This is a genomic window from Bacteroides caccae (genome assembly GCF_002222615.2).
Classification (GTDB): domain Bacteria; phylum Bacteroidota; class Bacteroidia; order Bacteroidales; family Bacteroidaceae; genus Bacteroides; species Bacteroides caccae.
This window is the reverse complement of sequence record NZ_CP022412.2, coordinates 2297333-2317418: the sequence shown is the minus strand read 5'-3', so window position 1 is coordinate 2317418 and position 20086 is coordinate 2297333. Positions and strand designations below refer to the sequence as shown.

22 protein-coding genes and 1 tRNA gene are annotated in these 20086 nt (G+C 41.0%); 15 read left to right on the top strand and 8 right to left on the bottom strand.

The features are described from left to right. The first annotated feature begins 42 nt into the window (after positions 1–42). From CGC64_RS09040 to CGC64_RS09030, 3 genes are all read left to right on the top strand, one after another. Positions 43–633 carry a 50S ribosomal protein L25/general stress protein Ctc gene (locus tag CGC64_RS09040; RefSeq protein ID WP_005677561.1) on the top strand — a complete coding sequence of 197 codons (591 nt, stop codon included), beginning with the start codon at positions 43–45 and terminating at the stop codon, positions 631–633. 137 nt (positions 634–770) lie between these two features. After that, on the top strand, positions 771–1337 hold the full coding sequence (pth, locus tag CGC64_RS09035) for an aminoacyl-tRNA hydrolase (protein ID WP_032838006.1): 567 nt from the start codon (positions 771–773) through the stop codon (positions 1335–1337). A gap of 14 nt (positions 1338–1351) precedes the next feature. After that, positions 1352–1774 (top strand): RNA-binding S4 domain-containing protein, encoded by a 423-nt coding sequence (locus CGC64_RS09030; protein ID WP_005677559.1) that lies wholly within the window; start codon positions 1352–1354, stop codon positions 1772–1774. Positions 1775–1902: 128 nt separating this feature from the next. On the opposite strand, the gene CGC64_RS09025 is transcribed toward CGC64_RS09030, so the two are convergent. From CGC64_RS09025 to CGC64_RS09005, 5 genes are all read right to left on the bottom strand, one after another. Beyond that, positions 1903–2328 (bottom strand): HIT family protein, encoded by a 426-nt coding sequence (locus tag CGC64_RS09025; protein WP_005677558.1) that lies wholly within the window; start codon positions 2326–2328, stop codon positions 1903–1905. A 48-nt stretch (positions 2329–2376) separates the two neighbouring features. Then, positions 2377–4650 (bottom strand): cation:proton antiporter, encoded by a 2274-nt coding sequence (locus CGC64_RS09020; RefSeq protein WP_005677557.1) that lies wholly within the window; start codon positions 4648–4650, stop codon positions 2377–2379. Positions 4651–4802: 152 nt separating this feature from the next. Further along, on the bottom strand, positions 4803–5888 hold the full coding sequence (gcvT, locus tag CGC64_RS09015; RefSeq protein ID WP_005677555.1) for a glycine cleavage system aminomethyltransferase GcvT: 1086 nt from the start codon (positions 5886–5888) through the stop codon (positions 4803–4805). 62 nt (positions 5889–5950) lie between these two features. Continuing rightward, a complete protein-coding gene (pepT, locus tag CGC64_RS09010) occupies positions 5951–7174 on the bottom strand; it encodes a peptidase T (RefSeq protein WP_005677554.1) in 1224 nt (407 codons plus the stop codon). A gap of 122 nt (positions 7175–7296) precedes the next feature. Continuing rightward, on the bottom strand, positions 7297–8706 hold the full coding sequence (locus CGC64_RS09005) for an amidophosphoribosyltransferase (protein ID WP_005677553.1): 1410 nt from the start codon (positions 8704–8706) through the stop codon (positions 7297–7299). A 417-nt stretch (positions 8707–9123) separates the two neighbouring features. Here CGC64_RS09005 and crcB point away from each other — a divergent pair, with 417 nt between their 5' ends. The 6 genes from crcB to CGC64_RS08975 all read left to right on the top strand — a co-directional run bounded on the left by crcB (position 9124) and on the right by CGC64_RS08975 (position 13844). Next, positions 9124–9501: a fluoride efflux transporter CrcB gene (gene crcB, locus CGC64_RS09000; RefSeq protein WP_005677552.1), complete on the top strand. Its 378-nt coding sequence runs from the start codon at positions 9124–9126 to the stop codon at positions 9499–9501. Positions 9502–9519: 18 nt separating this feature from the next. Next, on the top strand, positions 9520–10182 hold the full coding sequence (locus CGC64_RS08995; RefSeq protein ID WP_005677551.1) for a pentapeptide repeat-containing protein: 663 nt from the start codon (positions 9520–9522) through the stop codon (positions 10180–10182). 180 nt (positions 10183–10362) lie between these two features. Beyond that, positions 10363–11643, top strand: coding sequence for a phosphopyruvate hydratase (gene eno / locus CGC64_RS08990; protein ID WP_005677550.1), 1281 nt, complete (start codon positions 10363–10365; stop codon positions 11641–11643). A gap of 134 nt (positions 11644–11777) precedes the next feature. Next, positions 11778–12341, top strand: coding sequence for an RNA polymerase sigma factor (locus CGC64_RS08985; RefSeq protein ID WP_005677549.1), 564 nt, complete (start codon positions 11778–11780; stop codon positions 12339–12341). Then, positions 12338–12751 (top strand): hypothetical protein, encoded by a 414-nt coding sequence (locus CGC64_RS08980; protein WP_005677548.1) that lies wholly within the window; start codon positions 12338–12340, stop codon positions 12749–12751. Before CGC64_RS08985 ends, CGC64_RS08980 begins: the two co-directional genes overlap by 4 nt. Positions 12752–12758: 7 nt before the next feature. Further along, positions 12759–13844, top strand: a complete 1086-nt coding sequence (locus tag CGC64_RS08975; RefSeq protein WP_032855157.1) for a hypothetical protein — start codon at positions 12759–12761, stop codon at positions 13842–13844. Between the two features lie 62 nt (positions 13845–13906). On the opposite strand, the gene CGC64_RS08970 is transcribed toward CGC64_RS08975, so the two are convergent. After that, positions 13907–13980, bottom strand: a tRNA-Thr gene (locus tag CGC64_RS08970). A gap of 310 nt (positions 13981–14290) precedes the next feature. Here CGC64_RS08970 and CGC64_RS08965 point away from each other — a divergent pair. The 6 genes from CGC64_RS08965 to CGC64_RS08940 are packed head-to-tail and all read left to right on the top strand — an operon-like array spanning position 14291 to position 18777. Then, complete coding sequence (locus CGC64_RS08965; protein ID WP_005677546.1) at positions 14291–14848, top strand: DUF4199 domain-containing protein; 558 nt, start codon at positions 14291–14293, stop codon at positions 14846–14848. 29 nt (positions 14849–14877) lie between these two features. Then, positions 14878–15828 carry a glycosyltransferase family 2 protein gene (locus CGC64_RS08960; RefSeq protein WP_005677545.1) on the top strand — a complete coding sequence of 317 codons (951 nt, stop codon included), beginning with the start codon at positions 14878–14880 and terminating at the stop codon, positions 15826–15828. A 20-nt stretch (positions 15829–15848) separates the two neighbouring features. Continuing rightward, positions 15849–16403 (top strand): DUF6452 family protein, encoded by a 555-nt coding sequence (locus tag CGC64_RS08955; RefSeq protein ID WP_005677544.1) that lies wholly within the window; start codon positions 15849–15851, stop codon positions 16401–16403. Next, complete coding sequence (locus tag CGC64_RS08950; protein WP_005677542.1) at positions 16336–17136, top strand: DUF6048 family protein; 801 nt, start codon at positions 16336–16338, stop codon at positions 17134–17136. The genes CGC64_RS08955 and CGC64_RS08950 overlap by 68 nt, the downstream gene beginning before the upstream one ends. Before the next feature lie 6 nt (positions 17137–17142). Continuing rightward, the gene (locus CGC64_RS08945; protein WP_005677541.1) at positions 17143–17724 is read left to right on the top strand and encodes a manganese efflux pump MntP; all 582 of its coding nucleotides are present in this window, start codon (positions 17143–17145) and stop codon (positions 17722–17724) included. Between the two features lie 36 nt (positions 17725–17760). Continuing rightward, positions 17761–18777: an FAD:protein FMN transferase gene (locus CGC64_RS08940; RefSeq protein ID WP_005677540.1), complete on the top strand. Its 1017-nt coding sequence runs from the start codon at positions 17761–17763 to the stop codon at positions 18775–18777. Positions 18778–18922: 145 nt separating this feature from the next. Here CGC64_RS08940 and CGC64_RS08935 read toward each other — a convergent pair whose 3' ends face one another. Together CGC64_RS08935 and CGC64_RS08930 are read right to left on the bottom strand one after the other, a co-directional pair. Continuing rightward, entirely contained in the window at positions 18923–19294 is a 372-nt protein-coding gene (locus CGC64_RS08935) for a DMT family protein (protein ID WP_005677539.1), read from the bottom strand. A 15-nt stretch (positions 19295–19309) separates the two neighbouring features. Continuing rightward, the gene (locus tag CGC64_RS08930) at positions 19310–20056 is read right to left on the bottom strand and encodes an ATP-binding protein (protein ID WP_005677538.1); all 747 of its coding nucleotides are present in this window, start codon (positions 20054–20056) and stop codon (positions 19310–19312) included. Between the last annotated feature and the right edge of the window lie 30 nt (positions 20057–20086).

The following is a 20086-nucleotide window of genomic DNA, read 5'->3' as shown; positions in this document are numbered from 1 at the left end:
AGCAAACTAACTTAATTTAGAGTAACACAATTTTTTAAAGAAATGAAATCAATTGAAGTAAAAGGAACTGCAAGAACAATTGCAGAACGCTCTTCAGAACAAGCAAGAGCTTTGAAAGAAATTCGTAAAAACGGTGGTGTACCTTGCGTACTTTATGGAGGTAATGAAGTAGTTCACTTTACAGTGCCTAACGAAGGTCTTCGTAATTTGGTTTATACTCCGCATATCTATGTAGTAGACTTGATTATCGACGGCAAAAAAGTAAACGCTATCCTGAAAGATATTCAATTCCATCCTGTAAAAGATACTATCCTACACGTAGACTTCTATCAGATCGATGAAGCTAAACCTATCGTAATGGAAGTTCCTGTACAGTTGGAAGGTCTTGCAGAAGGTGTGAAAGCCGGTGGTAAGTTGGCTTTGCAGATGCGTAAGATTAAAGTGAAAGCTTTGTATAACGTTATTCCTGAAAAACTGACAGTGAACGTTTCTCACCTCGGTTTAGGTAAGACTGTAAAAGTTGGCGAATTGAGCTTCGAAGGCCTTGAATTGATGAGTGCTAAAGAAGCTGTGGTATGTGCCGTTAAGTTGACTCGTGCAGCAAGAGGTGCAGCAGCTGCAGCCGGCAAGTAATTTGAGACTATTCCTGTAAAGAGATTTACTTTAAACGCAGATTAATGCAGATGAAAGCAGATGTTAAGTCTGTACTAGTTTGTATTAATCTGCGTTTCTTTTTCTATATTAATGAACTGTTTTACGGATAAGTAATGATAAAATATTTAATTGTCGGACTGGGAAACATTGGCCCTGAATATCATGAAACCCGGCACAATATCGGATTTATGACGGTAGAAGCATTGGCAAGAATCAATAATGCTCCTCCTTTTATTGACGGACGTTACGGATTCACAACCAGCTTTTCAGTCAAAGGGCGCCAGTTAATCCTGCTGAAACCTTCCACCTTCATGAACCTAAGCGGTTTCGCTGTCCGCTACTGGATGCAAAAAGAAAACATCCCATTAGAAAATGTGCTGATAGTGGTAGATGACTTGGCACTTCCTTTCGGTACTTTACGTTTAAAAGGAAAAGGGAGTGACGCTGGACATAATGGATTGAAGCATATTGCCTCAACCTTAGGAACACAAAATTATGCCCGTCTGCGATTTGGTATCGGTAATGATTTCCCACGTGGCGGGCAGATTGATTATGTACTGGGACATTTCACAGATGAAGACTGGAAGACAATGGAGGAAAGGCTGGCAACGGCAGGTGAGATTATTAAAAGTTTCTGTCTTGCCGGAATTGATATCACTATGAACCAGTTCAATAAAAAATAAAGATAATAACTAAAATGGCTGAAGCAAGAATAGACAAATGGATGTGGGCTGTACGTATCTTCAAAACACGTACGATAGCAGCAGAAGCTTGTAAAAAAGGCCGTGTCACCATAAATGGAGCACTCGTCAAGGCCGCACGTATGGTAAAGCCGGGAGATGTAATTCAGGTTAAAAAGCCGCCTATCACATATTCATTCAAAGTGCTGCAAGCAATTGAAAAACGTATAGGAGCCAAACTCGTCCCCGAAATGATGGAGAACGTCACAACTCCTGACCAATATGAACTATTGGAAATGAGTAAGATCAGCGGCTTCATTGACCGAGCACGAGGAACCGGACGTCCTACCAAAAAAGATCGACGAAATCTGGAAGAGTTTACAACACCAGAATTTATGGACGACTTTGATTTTGAATTTGATTTCGATAGCGAAGACTAACCGAATTAACGCCTAAGCAAGGTTTCCTTTGTTACATATTGTCATTTTAGGCACGAATTACAGAATGCTCGTTTTATAAAAAAACGGTCACACAAAACAACAGGATAATCCGTGCCTGAAATTACTACTTACAGATTTGCCCTTACTGCATCAATCAATTCCTGATACTCAGCATCCGTCAAATAAACCTTTCCCGGATTCATCTGGAATATACCACCATAGTCAGGACCATCCACATATTTCGGAGCCAAATGAAAATGTAAATGAGATAATTTATCCGAATAAGCACCATAATTTATCTTTTCCGGTTGAAATGCTTTCTGCATGGCGCGGGTAACTCGTGTCACATCTGCCATAAAAGCATTACGATCTTCATCGCTCAATTCATTCAAATCGTTTGCGTGATCCTTGTAGGCAACAAGGCAACGTCCTCGATAAGTTTGTTCCTTAAACAGGAATACACGTGATACACTCAACTGCGCAATCTCAATCATCAGATTATGCAGCGTTTCATTGTTCTGACAATACAGACATTCTTTAGGATCGCTTTTCATGATACAATTATTTTATATTTTAACGAAACAAAAATAGGTGTTCTATTTTTATCCGACCTGTACTTTTTCGCTTTTTTGATCGATTAATTGGTACACATCCTCTTTCTCACCTACCACCCACACTACATCCCCTTCTACAAGCGGCACATTTACATCCGGTACCATCAACGCACCGTCCTCATTTTCAATGCCCGCTATCATACAGTGATACTTGTCACGAATACCCGATTCACGAATTGTCTTACCTAGAAAGACAGAATCTGCATCTATGATAAACTGCCTCAAAGCCATTTCACTCTTTTCATATACATCCCAGTCGATCTTTGCGCCATTTTGCATAGCCTCATTAAAAACACTCAATTGCTCATCCGTTCCTATCACTTGTATCTTATCCATTGGGAACAAACGGACGGAGCCTCCGGGAATGTTAATCCTTCTCTTTCCACGAAGAATAGAAGCTACATGTACACCGAACTTCTTTCCCAAATTCAGTTCCAGCAATGTTTTACCAGCCCAAGAAGATTCTCCGGGAATTTCCATATCGGCAAGATGTAAATCATGAGACAACAAACGTCCGGCATATTCCGGTTTCTTTTCTCCCAGATATTCTGCACGCACATCTCTTGAACGAAGATTCTGAAAGAAACGTCGCTCAATTAATATTGACTGTTTTTTCAAACGGCGTGACCATACCATAAGCAACACGACAAGCACAGCAACCCCTATTATTAAGCCGATAGATGCTTTGAACAATCCCGATATTACAAAAATAACGAACAGTGCCGCTATCATAATCCGGATAACGATAGTAGAAACTAAGGGAGCACGATTCGTACGGCTATCATGCCACAAAGTCACAAACTCGACCGAATGATTTTTCTTCACCATAATAGCACGCAAAAAAGGAGCAATACATAGAATCACAAAGACCGCTCCCAACAGTGACGCCCAGAAATGGGGTAAGTTCTCCTTAAAGAACGGTACCACAAAGCGGAAAGAAAGAGCAATGATAGATATGCTGACTATCGAATAAACAACTGTAATACGCACCATTGCTATCAATAACTTTTTCCACAGATTTTCGTGATTTAGTGCGGTTTGCGATCCTGAAGAATAACGCATCAAGAACTTTCTCCAGGATTCCGGCAAGTGAGCATCAACAAAAGTGGAAGCGGGTTCCGCCAGACGAATCATATAGGGAGTTAGAAAAGTGGTAATAACGGAAACTGCCACCACTATCGGATACAGGAAATCACTCGTCACATGCAAAGATACTCCCAACGAGGCTATAATAAATGCAAACTCACCGATTTGTGTCAAACTAAAGCCACATTGCATAGCTGTTTTCAAGGGCTTTCCGGAAAGAATTACTCCAAATGTTCCGAAAATTGCCTGTCCCAAAATTACTGCCAGAGTAATTACTATGATAGGTATGGCATACTCCACAATCATTGCCGGATCTACCATCATACCCACCGATACGAAAAAGATAGCTCCGAAAAGATCTTTGACCGGTTTCACTAATCGATCTATGGATTCCGCTTCGATGGTCTCGGCTAAGATAGACCCCATAATGAACGCACCGAATGCGGCGGAGAATCCCGTATTGGCAGCCATTACCACCATACCGAAACATAATGCCAGGGATACGATAAGTAAAGTCTCCTCTCCCATTAGTTTCCTGCAACGTTTCAGAAATTCAGGAATTAAATAAATACCCACTACAAACCATAAAATAAGGAAGAACAATAACTTTCCGATACTTTCCAACATCTCCGTACCTTCAAAATTATGACTTACTGCCATAGTGGAAAGCATCACCATTAAAACGATAGCCAATATATCTTCCAGAATCAAGATACTTAACACAAGCCCTGTGAACTGTTTTTTTCTCAATCCCAGATCATCAAATGCTTTATAAATAATAGTAGTAGAGGACATTGCAATCATACCGCCCAGGAACAGACTATCCATTCGGTGCCATCCGAAACTCATACCGACTCCTATCCCCAACAAAATCATACAAAAGATAATGGTACAAGCAGCTATGATAGCGGAACCACCCACTTTTACAATCTTTTTAAAACTAAATTCAAGCCCGAGAGCGAACAATAAAAAGATAACACCGATATCCGCCCATGTCTTAATGTTGGCACTATCCATTACTGAAGGCGTAAACGGCATATGAGGACTTGCCAAAAATCCGGCAACGACATACCCCAGCACTAGAGGCTGCTTCAACTTCTTGAATAACAGAGTCATGATACCGGCACAGATCAATATCAGTGCGAGATCAGCTATAAGAGTAGGTAATTGAGACATTAGTTCATCGTATTTGATGACAAAATTATAATATTTCTATGGCATAAACAACATATTAACGGATATGTTTCATAGTAACCGTCATAAAATCAATTAGCCCCGGAAAACGTTGACATATTTCCGAGGCTAACCTATAAAATAGAGTTTAATCTTTATTTTCTAAAAGGTGGTTTCACCACTACTGCTTTCAGTTTACGTCCGCGCATATCAATGCAAATTTCAGTACCGATTTTACTATATTCCGGTTTCACATACCCCATACCAATACCAATTTTACGGGTAGGCGACATAGTACCGGATGTAACCACTCCAATCTTCTCTCCTTCCTGGTTCACTAGTTCATAACCGTGACGAGGAATCCCCCGGTCAATCATTTCAAAGCCGACTAATTTACGAGTTGTTCCTTCCGCTTTCTGCTTCTCTAACATAGGACGGTTGATAAAGTTTTTGCCTTCTACAAATTTCGTGATCCAGCCCAAACCGGCTTCTATAGGTGAAGTCGTATCATCCAAATCATTGCCATAGAGACAGAAGCCCATTTCCAGTCGGAGTGTATCACGCGCTCCCAACCCCACCGGTTTAATACCAAATTCTTCACCAGCTTCGAAAATAGCTGTCCAAATTGTATCGGCAGCACTCGGATAGAAATAGAGTTCAAAACCTCCTGCACCCGTATAACCTGTATTAGAGATTATCACATTGTCCTCGCCTGCAAACTTTCCAACTTTAAAAGTATAATATGGAATAGATGATAAATCAACATCCGTCAGTTTTTGCAAAGCAAGAATTGCTTTCGGACCTTGCACAGCAAGCTGACCTATATTATCAGAGGAATTTTCCAACTCCGCCCCCTCTGTATTATGAGACACACACCAATCCCAATCTTTATCCATATTGGCAGCATTAACCACCAACAAATATTTTTCCGGTTCATAATGATAAACCAGTAAATCGTCTACAATACCACCATCTTCATTAGGGAAGCAGGTATATTGTATCTTACCGGGAGTTAATGCCGCCACATTATTGGAAGTCACTTTCTGTAGAAAAGCCAATGCATTCGGACCTTTCACCCAAAATTCTCCCATGTGGGATACATCAAACACACCGACTGAATTGCAAACAGTCAGATGTTCATCAATGATGCCGGAGTATTCTATCGGCATATTATAACCGGCAAACTCGTGCATTTTAGCACCTAGTGCTATATGTTTCTCTGTAAACGGAGTGGTTTTCATGAATCTCAGTTTTTAAGTATTAAGTATTAAGTTTATATATCAGGTATATCCGTAATTGAAAATCATCTGGAAGCTACCAGCTCGGCGATCTTCACAATAACGTTCATCGCCTTTTCCATATTCTGAATAGGAACAAACTCATAACGTCCGTGAAAATTCAGACCACCGGCAAAGATATTCGGACATGGCAGACCTTTGAAAGAAAGCTGCGCACCGTCCGTACCTCCACGAATTGGCTTCACATTCGGTTTCACGCCTACGGCTTCCATAGCAGCAAAAGCGATGTCAATAATGTGCATTACCGGTTCTATCTTTTCACGCATATTATAATATTGGTCGCGCAATTCAAGAGTTACAGTGCCTTCACCATATTCAGTATTCATCCGGGCAACCAGGCGTTCTATCTCTTTCTTACGTTCTTCGAATTTAGCCCGGTCATGGTCACGAATAATATAAGAAACAGTGCATTGCTCCACTTCGCCCTGAATACCGATCAAATGATAGAATCCCTCGTAGCCTGTCGTATGTTCCGGTCTTTCTATAGAAGGCAACAGAGTGATAAACTGATTGGCAAGATAGATCGAGTTAATCATCTTATTTTTGGCGTACCCCGGATGTACATTGCGTCCCTTAAAAAGAATCTTGGCAGCAGCAGCATTAAAGTTTTCAAACTCTAACTCTCCTACTTCACCTCCGTCCATTGTATATCCCCATTCACAACCGAACTTCTCCACATCAAATTTATGAGCGCCTTCACCAATTTCTTCGTCCGGATTAAAGCCGATGCGAATCTTCCCGTGTTTGATCTCAGGATGTTCTTTCAAGTAAACAACAGCCGATACTATTTCGGCGATCCCAGCTTTATCATCTGCACCCAACAATGTTTTTCCGTTGGTAACAATCAGGTCCTCTCCTTTATGATCAAGCAATTCGGGAAATTGAACGGGAGAAAGAATTATATTATCTTCGGCACAAAGCATGATATCCGAACCATCGTACTTTTCTACAATACGCGGAGTCACATCTTTACCACTCATATCAGGACTTGTATCCATGTGGGCAATAAATCCGATTGTGGGTACATCCTTATCTATATTGGCAGGAAGCGTGGCAAAAAGATAGCCATGCTCATCCAGAGTAATATCCTCCAGGCCTAAAGATTCCAACTCTGTTTTCAAATATTCAGCAAATACCATTTGCTTCGGAGTACTGGGGGTAATCCCTGTCGATTCATCAGATTGTGTATCGAAGCTTACGTACTTTAAGAATCTGTCTACTAAAGTCATGTTATTTAATTACAAGTTATTAATTACAATTTACAATTTGATAGTTTATAGTGCCGTAAAGGTAAAAAAAGAGCCGTGAATTACAAAGCAATTCACGGCTCTTTTTTATCGTATAATATCTTTTAAAAGTGGCTACTACCATCAAAGCAGTGTGTACACACTTTACATTTCGGCAATCCGATAGCTTCAATCAATGTTTCGAGAGTATTAAATTTCAAAGAAGTCAGACCGAAGCGTTCGGCAATAATGCTAACCATCTTCTCATATTCAGGAGAGCCGGTGGTAGCATATTTCTCCAGATTCTTATCTTCGTCACCTTCCAATTCCTTTATAATACGGCGGGTAATCAACTCCAACGCATTCTTGGAAGCTGAGAATCCGACAAACGGACAAGCATAAATCAACGGAGGACAAGCAATACGCATATGTACCTCTTTTGCTCCATAATCATACAGAATCTTCACATTATCACGTAACTGAGTTCCACGAACGATTGAATCGTCACAAAACAACAAACGTTTGCCTTGGAGCATGGCACGATTCGGAATCAGTTTCATCTTCGCTACAAGAGAACGCATCTCCTGATTGCTCGGTGTAAAACTACGAGGCCATGTCGGTGTATATTTCGAAATAGCCCGATGATAAGGGACTCCTTTGCCTTCTGCATATCCTAATGCCATGCCGACTCCCGAATCAGGAATGCCACAAGCACAGTCTACTTCCGATTTATCCATTTGTCCCATTTTCAAGCCACTCGTGAAACGTACTTCCTCAACATTCTTCCCTTCATAACAGGAAGTCGGGAAACCATAATACACCCACAAGAACGAACAAATCTGCATACCTTCACCCGGCTTACGTAGTTGTACAACATGATCGCTGTACAGACGTACAATTTCGCCCGGACCCAGATATCGGTCAATCTCATAATCCAGATTCGGAAAACTGGACGATTCACTGGTTGCAGCATACGCACCCTCTTTCTTTCCGATCACTACGGGAGTACGTCCCCACTGGTCACGGGCAGCAATAATACTTCCGTCTTCCGTCAACAGAAGCATGGAACAAGAACCTTTGATATGCTTGAATACATTTTCGATACCCTCGACAAAAGTTTTGCCTTGTATGATAAGTAATGCAATAAGTTCCGTCTGATTGGTGTTGCTTGAACTAAGTTCGGCGAAATGCATATTCTGCGAGAGAAGCTCATCTTCCAATTCTTTAATATTGGTGATTTTTGCGACAGTAACAATGGCAAAGCGTCCGAGGTGAGAATTAATAATAATAGGCTGCGCGTCTGTATCACTAATAATACCGATTCCGGCATTTCCTTTGAACTTATCCAGTTCATCTTCAAATTTAGTACGGAAATAAGTACTTTCCAGATTGTGGATTGATCGGATGAAACCTCGCTCTTCACTATAGGTAGCAAGTCCACCCCGTTTCGTCCCCAAATGTGAATTATAATCTGTACCGTAGAATAAATCAGTCACGCAGCTCACTTGTGAGACTGTTCCGAAAAAACCTCCCATGTCGTTCTCTTTATTGATGATGTTTTTAAAAAAGATGCGCAAAAGTACAAAAAAGAATCCGTCTAATAAAAAAAGAGCTCCGCAAAGTTTTAGTTTTCTTTGCGGAGTAACAACTAATATTTATTAAAATATGGAGATTAAAAAAACAATCTTTTCACCTGAATGTTTTAAATCACTATTTTGTTACTTTCTTATCAACCGATGTACTGCAATAATGTTCTCCATAATATATATCCAATCACATAAAACACTAATTACAAAACGAATAATGAAAGTAAAGAGAAAAAAGCACAGTAGCTATGCCGAATAAAACAGATTGACTACACACGTATATTACACATTCTTCCTATATTTGCACACAATTATTTTATTTTTCCAAAGAGTTACACCAACTCTGATACAAATATCTAAAATCAAATGAGTAAAGAAATTATCTATATTTTTCTTGGTGGCGGCACCGGTAGCGCATTGCGTTATTGCATACAGCTACTTATGCACGAACGGATTGTTCCCTACAATTTTCCGTGGGCTACTTTCACGGTCAATATCTTCGGTAGTTTTCTCATCGGACTATTTTACGCTCTTTCCGAACGGTTCCACCTTCCTTTCGAAGTTCGCCTTTTTCTGACAACAGGATTATGCGGAGGATTTACCACCTTCTCTACTTTCTCCAGTGACGGCATAGGGCTGTTAAAAGGAGAATTTTACGGTACATTCATTACCTACACCCTATTAAGTATAGCAATAGGACTGACAGCTGTAGTGGCAGGCGGTTATTTAGGAAAACAATTATAAAAAAGGAACCTTTGCAACATGACAAAAAGAAATACAACTAAACCCGTCCGTGTAGTTTCTCCAATAATGGAAGAACAAGAAACCAGTGCAAGCACTTTACAAGAATGGCTTGACAAGGAAGAAACAGTCTCCGATCTTTTATTTAGCAAAGGAAAAGAAGAAGGAATCAACAAGTCCTATAAAAGTTTCAAGAACTGTACTTTCCAAAATCAGATATTCAGCGAATGCAAATTCCATTCATCCCAACTGACAGATGTCCGGTTCGAGAACTGCGACCTATCCAATATCTCTTTTGCAGAAAGCTCTTTGTACCGAGTAGAATTTATTTCCTGTAAGTTGCTGGGAACTAATTTTTCGGAAACCACTTTGAATCATATTCTGCTACACGAGTGCAATGCCGGATACATCAATCTGGCAATGAGTAAAATGAACCAGGTACGTTTTGCGCACTGCCTGTTCAGAAACGGGAGTTTCAATGACTGCCGCTTTTCTTCCGTCGCTTTTGATAGTTGCGATTTGGTGGAAGCCGACTTCTCACACGCCCCACTCCGGGGAATAGACCTACGCACCTCCCGTATCAGCGGTATAACACTTAATACCAGTGACCTAAAAGGAGCTATTATCACGTCCTTACAAGCTATGGATTTACTTCCTTTGCTGGGTGTTATTATCGAAGACTAAAATCCTTCAAATTTCATTCGCCTGCATTCAAACAAAAAACATCGTCCCGTTGTTATATTATAAGATCGGACTAACGACATATAGGGAATAGGGCCAAAAAGAATACCTATTTATAGTGATTTCTCACTCTCTGTCAAGTCCGTACTTTTGCAGAAATCTTATTCAAAAACAATAGAAACGATGAAAATTGAAAGAATTGTAGCTCGAGAAATTCTCGATTCAAGAGGTAACCCCACAGTAGAAGTTGACGTAGTATTGGAATCAGGCATTATGGGACGCGCATCCGTGCCGTCGGGTGCTTCCACAGGTGAACACGAAGCATTGGAACTTCGTGACGGTGACAAACAACGTTACGGTGGAAAAGGAGTACAAAAAGCGGTTGACAATGTAAATAAAATCATCGCTCCGAAACTAATCGGTATGTCTTCACTCAACCAGAGAGGAATCGACTACGCAATGTTGGCATTGGATGGTACCAAGACTAAATCTAATTTAGGTGCCAACGCTATCCTCGGTGTGTCTCTTGCCGTAGCCAAAGCTGCCGCTAGTTATCTCGACCTTCCTCTATACCGTTATATCGGCGGAACAAATACTTACGTAATGCCTGTACCGATGATGAATATCATCAACGGCGGTTCACATAGCGATGCTCCTATCGCATTCCAGGAATTTATGATTCGTCCCGTAGGCGCTCCTTCTTTCAGAGAAGGATTAAGAATGGGTGCCGAAGTATTCCATGCATTGAAGAAAGTATTAAAAGACCGCGGTCTTAGCACTGCCGTAGGCGACGAAGGTGGTTTCGCCCCCAACTTGGAAGGTACGGAAGATGCTCTGAATTCAATTCTAGCCGCTATAAAAGCTGCAGGATACGAACCGGGCAAAGACGTTATGATTGGTATGGACTGTGCTTCTTCCGAATTTTATCATGACGGCATCTATGATTACACCAAGTTTGAAGGTGCAAAAGGCAAAAAGCGTACTGCTGAAGAACAGATCGACTACTTGGAAGAACTGATCAATAAATATCCTATCGACTCTATTGAAGACGGTATGAGTGAGAACGACTGGAACGGCTGGAAGAAACTTACCGAACGTATCGGCAACCGTTGCCAACTGGTAGGTGACGACTTGTTTGTAACGAATGTCGACTTCCTAGCAATGGGTATTGAAAAAGGCTGCGCCAACTCTATCCTGATTAAAGTAAACCAAATCGGTTCGCTAACGGAAACATTGAACGCTATCGAAATGGCTCACCGCCACGGATATACAACTGTTACTTCTCACCGTTCCGGTGAAACAGAAGACGCTACGATCGCCGACATCGCAGTAGCTACTAACAGCGGACAAATCAAGACCGGTTCTTTGAGCCGCTCAGACCGTATGGCTAAATACAATCAGTTGCTTCGTATCGAAGAAGAATTGGGTGACTTGGCCGTATATGGATATAAGAGAATCAAGTAAGCATACTTTTTACTTTATAAATAAAAGAGGATAGGTTTTAAAAAGCCTATCCTCTTTTTTTATATATTTGATGATTCGCAAACGACCAGAAACATTTTCATGCGTATCATATAATAAACAAGAATGAATAAACAATGATAAATCAGGAAAAGACACTGGAACTGGTAGACCGGAGCCAACGGAAAGACACAGCAGCATTTGCCCAGTTGGTCACCGAATTTCAGCCAATGGTATTCAGGCTTGCCTTCCGGTTGCTTTGTGACGAAAACGAAGCCAGGGACATAACACAGGAGACATTTGTAAAAGTCTGGTTATCCTTGAAAACATATAATCGGAAGAATCGCTTTTCTACCTGGCTTTATAAAATCACCTGCAACGCGTGTTATGACCGTTTACGTTCACTTCGCCATTCGTCTTTGAACAACGAGTTCGCCTTTTCTGATTCTATCAACCTCGCATCGGACGACAATATTGAAATATCTCTATCCAACAGGCAACTGAAAGAATTGATATTGCGCTATACCAACGAACTTCCTCCCCAGCAGAAACTTGTTTTCATGCTGCGTGATGTAGAAGAACTGGAAGTCATAGAAGTGCAAACTATCACAGGCCTATCACCTGAGAAGATAAAAAGCACTCTATATCTTGCCCGAAAGAATATACGTAATAAAATGAATCAAATAGACCCCGACTTATGAAACAAGAAGATAAAAAGTACGAAGAATGGTTGACGGAAATCAAAAACAGACAACCCATATTAGAAAATCCAGAAGAACTAACAGCGGCTATTCTGAATAAGATAACCGATAACGCTCCTAAAAAGAAAAAGATAAGATATCTCGTTGGTGCTTGGATATCAGGAACCGCAGCAACGTTATTGCTCTTTTTATTTATAAACGATGTTTGTTTTCCTCCCTCCCCTTCCGAAGCAGAAACGCAAAATGGATATGTCTATCAGCCAAACGGCACTTCATTTCCCTTACCGGAGAACTGGGAAGAAATGCAACTCTTGGAGAAAAGTACCTACCTATCCTCTCAATACACGCAGCACCGGAAACTCCGGCAGACGCGAATACTTCAAATTATAAAAGAAAACCAATTAAGATAAACAGAGTATGAAAACTAATCATTCAATCGCAACATTACTACTGTTACTGTCACTGGGTATGACTTCGTGCAGTACTTATTATAGAATGACTTCACGGATAGACACCAATGGAAGTATGCATAGAGAGGTCTATGCACGAGGTGATTCCGCTTTCATTGCAGGAGATAAGACACATAACCCATTTCTGTTTCAATTAGATACCGATTGGCAGATAGTAAATCTGGACTCCACCCTCAAATTTAATTTCTGGGGAGAAGAAAAAAAACTGAATGTAAAAGCCTGCCGGAATATTCCCCTGATAAATGGAGAATATTTCTCTATCTCCAATGGAAAAGAACAGATGAGCTCTTTGGCAATACCTACGGAGCAGTTAAAGAAACGTTTTAAATGGTTTTATACCTATTATATATATACCGCTACTTATAAAGAACTTCCGGACAAAGGACCAGTCCCTCTTGACAAATATCTGAATAAAGAAGAACAAATAATCTGGTTTCGTGGAGACAACGCTGCCTTTAGCGGTATGAACGGCATCGAACAAAACGACAAACTAGATAAACTCGAAGCTAAATTCGGAGAATGGTACAATCGCAGCCAATACGAAGTTATTTGGGAAGTCATTCGCCAATTTACCTCACAAAAAGGTGACACGGTCTACGTAAATCGCCTGAACGAACTCAAAGAAACAGTCTATACCAATCACCTGTCAGGGAAAGACGGTTGTGGAGACGCAGGAATAGATGATGTCTGTGCGCTTTTTGATAAAGTTGGTCAAACAAACTATTACTTGGAACTTTATAAAGCCCATGCAAAGGCAATGGACAATATGTGCGAACAGAAAATCAAGATTGCTGAAGTATTCTATCATGCTATACAATTTGAGTTGACAATGCCCGGCACACTTCTTTCTTCCAACGCCTGTCTTTCAACCAATAATATAATGGTATGGAAAATAGACGGTCTCCGCCTTCTGACTGGAAATTATGTACTTACCGCAGAATCACGAGTTATCAACTATTGGGCATTCGGGCTTACCTTACTAATCATTCTGGCAACTTTGGGAATCTTTATAAAATTATACAGGAACAGATAACAAAAAAAGCATTCAGGCAACTACCTGAATGCTTTTTTATCCGGATTGGCATCCTTCTTTTGAGCCTCTTGTCGGATTCGAACCAACGACCCCGAGATTACAAATCACGTGCTCTGGCCAACTGAGCTAAAGAGGCGGGTGGGTAAGCTTACTATATCGCGCCGCTACAACCAACTACCTTTGCTGCGATCAAGCCCTGGAGGATTCGAAGGGAGCTGGCCGTATAGGACTTACCCGTTTTGCGGTTGCAAAGGTAGACATTTTTATTGATTCTGCAATAGGTGCAAGAAACTTTTTTCACCAGCCAACAACTAACCGGCTACATTTCAATCAATTAAAATCATAAAAAAAATATTCAGACAGTAACTTTTGTAGCTTTATTAACTTTAACAACCATATTTCCCCTACCAACCGAGATTATTTGTACCTTTGTGCGCAATTTATAAATGATGATGACAGAAAACAGAAGTTATTTACAAAAATATGCCATGCACTTTGGCACGTATATGGGAATCTATTGGATATTGAAATTCATATTATTTCCGTTAGGATTTCATATACCCTTCCTTTCATTATTATTCGTAATCCTGACGCTGGCAGTGCCCTTCATCGGTTACCACTACGTGAAGATGTATCGGGATAAAATCTGCGGAGGAAGTATCCAGTTTTCTCATGCAGTACTCTTTACTATATTTATGTATATGTTCGCTTCTTTGTTGGTAGCTGTGGTGCACTACATTTATTTCCAATTCATAGACCATGGCTTCATCGTCAATTCTTACATCCAACTTTGGGACGAGTTAATGACCAACACTCCTGCCCTGGCAGAAAACAAAGATATTATAAAAGAAACGATAGATACCGCCTGTTCACTCACCTCAATCAACATTACTATGCAATTACTGTCATGGGATGTGTTTTGGGGCAGTCTTCTGGCTATCCCTACCGGACTAATGGTCATGAAAAAAGCCAAACCGGAAAACAACGGACTGTCTCAATCGTAATTTGTAATTCGTAAATAGTAATTAATAAAATGGATATATCAGTTGTAGTCCCATTATTCAATGAAGAAGAGTCACTACCCGAACTCTACGCTTGGATAGAACGGGTAATGCAAGCCAACGGATTCTCATTCGAAGTGATTTTCGTTAACGACGGAAGCACAGACCGCTCATGGGAAGTGATAGAAAAACTCAAAGCCCAATCGGACTGTGTGAAAGGTATCAAGTTCCGCCGTAACTATGGTAAATCACCTGCACTCTATTGCGGATTTGCAGAGGCACAGGGTGATGTGGTTATCACTATGGACGCCGATTTGCAAGATAGTCCGGACGAGATCCCCGAACTATACCGGATGATTACGGAAGACGGCTACGATTTGGTTTCGGGCTGGAAACAGAAAAGATATGATCCAATATCAAAGACATTGCCGACCAAGCTATTCAACGCCACTGCACGCAAAGTCTCGGGCATCAAGAATCTGCACGATTTTAACTGCGGACTGAAGGCCTATCGCAAAGAGGTCATCAAACATATTGAAGTCTATGGTGAGATGCACCGTTATATCCCTTATCTGGCAAAGAATGCCGGATTCAAGAAAATCGGTGAAAAGGTGGTACACCACCAGGCACGCAAATACGGAACAACCAAATTCGGACTGAACCGCTTTGTTAATGGATACTTGGACTTGCTTTCTCTTTGGTTCCTTTCCAAGTTCGGAATCAAGCCCATGCATTTTTTCGGTCTGCTAGGTTCACTGATGTTTCTCATCGGAATGATATCCGTTATCATTGTAGGTGTAAGCAAGCTATACGCCATGTACAACGGTCTCCCCTATAGACTGGTGACCGATTCTCCCTATTTTTATTTGTCACTCACGGCTATGATTATAGGTACACAACTGTTCCTCGCCGGATTCTTAGGCGAACTGATCTCGCGTAACGCACCGGAACGGAATAACTATCAGATAGAAAAGAAAATTTGATTCACATTCAACCATTGATTATGAAGAATTTAATTCGTATCTTTCTCATATTACTAATTGTCGGTGGTGCTATCAGTATCCACAGTTCGTGCTCGGACGAAAACGACTGTTCGTTGGCAGGACGACCGATGATGTATTGCACATTCAAGTCCATTGACAAAACTCTCGTTCCAAACGTTATAGCAAATGACACACTCGATTCATTAACTATTACAGCATTAGGAACTGATTCTATTATTCTAAATAATGAGAAGAAAGTTCACAAAGTGATGTTACCATTACGATATACCAGCGATTCTACTATATTTATTCTCCGGTATGACCCTGTACGTAATTGGGATAACGCAGACACTTTATACATTGTGCAACAAAACACTCCCTATTTCCAGTCTATGGAATGCGGATATATGATGAAACAGAACATCATCAGCGCCAAGTTTGGAAATAAAAGAAACAGTGCGGAAACAATAGATTCTATCTATTTACGAAATAAAGAAGCCAATACAAATGAAATTGAGAATCTACAAATATTCTTTATATACCGAGAGCGGACACCTGACGAAGAGACTAATTAGTCTGCTTCTGCTCTTTTGTATTGGGCTTCCGTTGATAGCACAGCAGCAACGCCCGGTCCATACACCCAAAAGAGATCAGAAGAAAAAGGAAGTTACCGAGATAGATACAATTCCGTTCTATAACGGGACGTATGTAGGTGTAGACTTATACGGCATCGGAAGTAAACTTCTGGGTGGTGACTTTATGAGTTCTGAAGTAAGTATAGCAGTCAACCTCAAGAACAAATTCATCCCGACAGTTGAGTTTGGTATGGGAGGTACAGACACATGGAGCGAAACAGGTATACACTATAAAAGTAAAGCAGCTCCTTTCTTCCGCATCGGTGTGGATTACAACACAATGGCAAAGAAGAAAGAGAAAAACAGTTATCTGTATGCAGGTATCCGTTATGCGTTCAGTTCATTCAAATACGATGTATCGACCCTGCCGGCAGATGATCCGATATGGGGGGACAACATCGGTAATCCCAGTCTCGGAGACGACTACTGGGGAGGAAGTATCCCGTTCAATCATCCGGGAATGAAAGCCTCCGTACAATGGTTGGAAATCGTATTAGGAGTTAAAGTACGCATTTACAAGAACTTCAACATGGGCTGGTCGGTACGCATGAAATATAAAACCAGCGCTTCTACGGGAGAATACGGAGATCCTTGGTATGTGCCCGGCTACGGAAAATATAAATCGAACAATATGGGAATCACTTATTCCCTCATTTATAAACTACCTCTTTAGAATATAATGACAGGACTAGAGATTTGGCTGCTTGCAATAGGTTTGGCGATGGACTGTTTCGCTGTTTCGATTGCAAGCGGTATTATTTTAAAACATACCCAATGGAGACCGATGCTGGTCATGGCTTTCGCCTTCGGATTTTTTCAGGCTCTCATGCCTTTCATCGGCTGGATGTTCGCCAAGAGTTTCAGTCACCTGATAGAAAGCGTAGACCATTGGATCGCTTTTGCTATTCTTGCCTTTCTAGGCGGCAGAATGATTTTCGAATCTTTCAAGGAAGAAGAATGTTGCCAGCTATTTAATCCCACCAAGCTGAAAGTAGTATTCACAATGGCGATAGCGACAAGTATTGACGCACTGGCAATCGGCATTTCCTTCGCCTTTCTGGGAGTTCAAGATTATACTCAAATCCTCTCTCCTATTTGTATCATCGGACTTGTTTCGTTTGTCATGTCGCTCATCGGGCTGATCTTTGGTATCCAATGCGGCTGCGGGATTGCCCGAAAGTTAAAAGCAGAACTATGGGGAGGTATCATTTTAGTCATCATCGGACTAAAAATATTGGTTGAACATTTATTCTTTCAATAAAAAGAAAAAGTTTCTCATCAAAATATAGAAAAGCGTATGAAAACAAAGAAAAGTTTCCTTTGGCTGGCGTTCCTGATTCTGGCAACCATTTGGATATTAGCCAGACACAATCAGCAAGCAAACTATTACAATATCAAAGGGCTTGTATTCGGAACAGTATACAACATCACCTACCAATATGACAGTGACTTGAAACCGGAGATCGAAGCAGAACTGAAACGTTTCGACTTTTCATTATCTCCGTTCAATGACAGTTCCGTAATCAGTCGTGTAAATCGTAATGAAGAATTAGTGACAGACAGTTTCTTTCAAAAATGCTTCAACCGTTCCATGGAAATCTCCCGTGAAACCAAAGGTGCTTTCGACATAACCATAGCCCCACTGGCCAACGCCTGGGGATTCGGATTCAAGAAAGGAGCTTTCCCGGACTCATTAATGATAGATAGCCTGCTGCAAATCACCGATTATGAAAAGGTGAAACTAGAAAATGGGAGAGTTATCAAACAAGATCCCCGCATCATGTTAAGTTGCAGTGCGGTTGCCAAAGGGTATTCGGTGGATGTCATCGCCCAACTGCTCGACCGGAAAGGAATAAAGAATTATATGGTAGACATAGGCGGAGAAGTGGTAGTAAAAGGGGTTAACCCCAAAAACAACTTATGGCGTATCGGCATCAACAAACCGATTGACGACTCCCTATCCGTGAGACAAGACTTACAAACGGTACTCGACCTCACCGACCTCGGTATGGCTACCTCCGGCAACTATCGTAACTTTTACTATAAAGACGGAAAAAAATACGCTCATACAATTGACCCCAGAACAGGTTATCCGGTGCAACACAATATCTTATCTGCCACAGTAATCGCAGAAGACTGTATGACCGCCGATGCGCTGGCTACCGCCTTCATGGTAATGGGACTGGAAGACGCCGAAACATTCTGCAAAGCAAACCCCAAGATTGACGCGTACTTTATTTATAGTGGAGACAACGGAGAATTTAAGACTTACTATACGGAAGGGATGAAAAAATACATAACTACTCCCCAATAAAAAGACAACGAAAATATACGAATAAATTAGAGGCTCTATTTTATGCAAATAGAGCCTCTATTTATATAAAACAGACGCTCTGTTTGGGTAAAACAGAGCGTCTAATTTTCAAACATTCATATAGGATTTGACAAACAATATCTTTTCACTTCATAAACACAAAATACACTGCCGCTATCAGGCAAACGAATGCAGCCAAATGATTCCAGTGCAGTGCCTCTCCTTTAAAAAAAACAGTAGTAAACACCGTAAAGATGACAAGAGTTATCACTTCCTGAATCACCTTTAACTGCATCAATGTAAACGGGCCTCCATTACCGATAAACCCGATACGATTCGCCGGTATTTGACACGAATACTCAAAGAAAGCAATTGCCCAGCTAAAAGCAATTACACCTATCAACGGAAGAGAAGCAAACCAAGTATATTCCTGTTTCATCTTCAAATGACCATACCAAGCAAAAGTCATAAAGACATTGGATACGATAAGCAACAAAATTGTATATATTCCTTTCATAACAACCGATTTTAATTAATCTATTTTATCCGGTAATAATTCTTCCTGTACATTCGTCATGCTTCCCCAAAGACTGTAACGGGCCTCCGGATTCATCTCCTCCAGTTGCCGCAAAATCCCTTTCATATCGCTCCGGCTGGATTGTGATTCGTAAGGGCAATTCTTTACTTGCTTCTGATAACTGTGTAAAGCCGCCAACTCTACCAAGTCAGCTTCGTGGACCAAACACATCGGACGGATAATCGTCATATCAAACTTCTTCATCACCAAACGGGGAGGCATGGTGCTAAATGCTCCCTGATAAGTGATATTCATCAGCAATGTTTCCAGAATATCATCCATGTGATGCCCCAAGGCTATCTTATTACATCCATGCTCTTTGGCAACTGTAAACAAAGCTTTCCGGCGATTCCACGAACAAAGGAAACAGGGAGACTTACGTGTATCGGTAGCCGGATCGAAGGCTGTCTCATATTGTACAAAAGGTACTCCATACGCTTCACAATGCGCTTTCAAATATGCCGTATCACTCTGATAAGGGATATTTTTCATCACCACATGAACTGCGACAACCGAAAAGCGAGGTTTATAGATACGTACACGCTTACCCAGCAATTCGACAAGCGCCAACGAATCTTTCCCTCCCGACAGTCCGATAAGGATTTTGTCTCCTTCTTCTATCAGTCCATATTGCACCACTCCTTTACTGAACCGCCTTTCAACGCGGCGAATGGTTTTCTCTTCTTCCGTAAATTGTGTCATATCTTCAAAAATCGGCTGCAAAAGTAAGCG

What these genes read in the sequence shown, in the direction of transcription:
- CGC64_RS09020 (WP_005677557.1), bottom strand. Translation starts at nt 4,650, where the DNA reads ATGTCTCAATTACCTACTCTTATAGCTGATCTCGCACTGATATTGATC.
- CGC64_RS09040 (WP_005677561.1), top strand. Translation starts at nt 43, where the DNA reads ATGAAATCAATTGAAGTAAAAGGAACTGCAAGAACAATTGCAGAACGC.
- CGC64_RS08985 (WP_005677549.1), top strand. Translation starts at nt 11,778, where the DNA reads ATGATAAATCAGGAAAAGACACTGGAACTGGTAGACCGGAGCCAACGG.
- CGC64_RS08965 (WP_005677546.1), top strand. Translation starts at nt 14,291, where the DNA reads ATGATGATGACAGAAAACAGAAGTTATTTACAAAAATATGCCATGCAC.
- CGC64_RS08945 (WP_005677541.1), top strand. Translation starts at nt 17,143, where the DNA reads ATGACAGGACTAGAGATTTGGCTGCTTGCAATAGGTTTGGCGATGGAC.
- CGC64_RS08975 (WP_032855157.1), top strand. Translation starts at nt 12,759, where the DNA reads ATGAAAACTAATCATTCAATCGCAACATTACTACTGTTACTGTCACTG.
- CGC64_RS09005 (WP_005677553.1), bottom strand. Translation starts at nt 8,706, where the DNA reads ATGGGAGGTTTTTTCGGAACAGTCTCACAAGTGAGCTGCGTGACTGAT.
- crcB (WP_005677552.1), top strand. Translation starts at nt 9,124, where the DNA reads ATGAGTAAAGAAATTATCTATATTTTTCTTGGTGGCGGCACCGGTAGC.
- CGC64_RS08930 (WP_005677538.1), bottom strand. Translation starts at nt 20,056, where the DNA reads ATGACACAATTTACGGAAGAAGAGAAAACCATTCGCCGCGTTGAAAGG.
- CGC64_RS08950 (WP_005677542.1), top strand. Translation starts at nt 16,336, where the DNA reads ATGAAATTGAGAATCTACAAATATTCTTTATATACCGAGAGCGGACAC.
- gcvT (WP_005677555.1), bottom strand. Translation starts at nt 5,888, where the DNA reads ATGAAAACCACTCCGTTTACAGAGAAACATATAGCACTAGGTGCTAAA.
- CGC64_RS08935 (WP_005677539.1), bottom strand. Translation starts at nt 19,294, where the DNA reads ATGAAAGGAATATATACAATTTTGTTGCTTATCGTATCCAATGTCTTT.
- CGC64_RS08940 (WP_005677540.1), top strand. Translation starts at nt 17,761, where the DNA reads ATGAAAACAAAGAAAAGTTTCCTTTGGCTGGCGTTCCTGATTCTGGCA.
- CGC64_RS08960 (WP_005677545.1), top strand. Translation starts at nt 14,878, where the DNA reads ATGGATATATCAGTTGTAGTCCCATTATTCAATGAAGAAGAGTCACTA.
- CGC64_RS09030 (WP_005677559.1), top strand. Translation starts at nt 1,352, where the DNA reads ATGGCTGAAGCAAGAATAGACAAATGGATGTGGGCTGTACGTATCTTC.
- pepT (WP_005677554.1), bottom strand. Translation starts at nt 7,174, where the DNA reads ATGACTTTAGTAGACAGATTCTTAAAGTACGTAAGCTTCGATACACAA.
- CGC64_RS08955 (WP_005677544.1), top strand. Translation starts at nt 15,849, where the DNA reads ATGAAGAATTTAATTCGTATCTTTCTCATATTACTAATTGTCGGTGGT.
- eno (WP_005677550.1), top strand. Translation starts at nt 10,363, where the DNA reads ATGAAAATTGAAAGAATTGTAGCTCGAGAAATTCTCGATTCAAGAGGT.
- CGC64_RS08995 (WP_005677551.1), top strand. Translation starts at nt 9,520, where the DNA reads ATGACAAAAAGAAATACAACTAAACCCGTCCGTGTAGTTTCTCCAATA.
- CGC64_RS08980 (WP_005677548.1), top strand. Translation starts at nt 12,338, where the DNA reads ATGAAACAAGAAGATAAAAAGTACGAAGAATGGTTGACGGAAATCAAA.
- CGC64_RS09025 (WP_005677558.1), bottom strand. Translation starts at nt 2,328, where the DNA reads ATGAAAAGCGATCCTAAAGAATGTCTGTATTGTCAGAACAATGAAACG.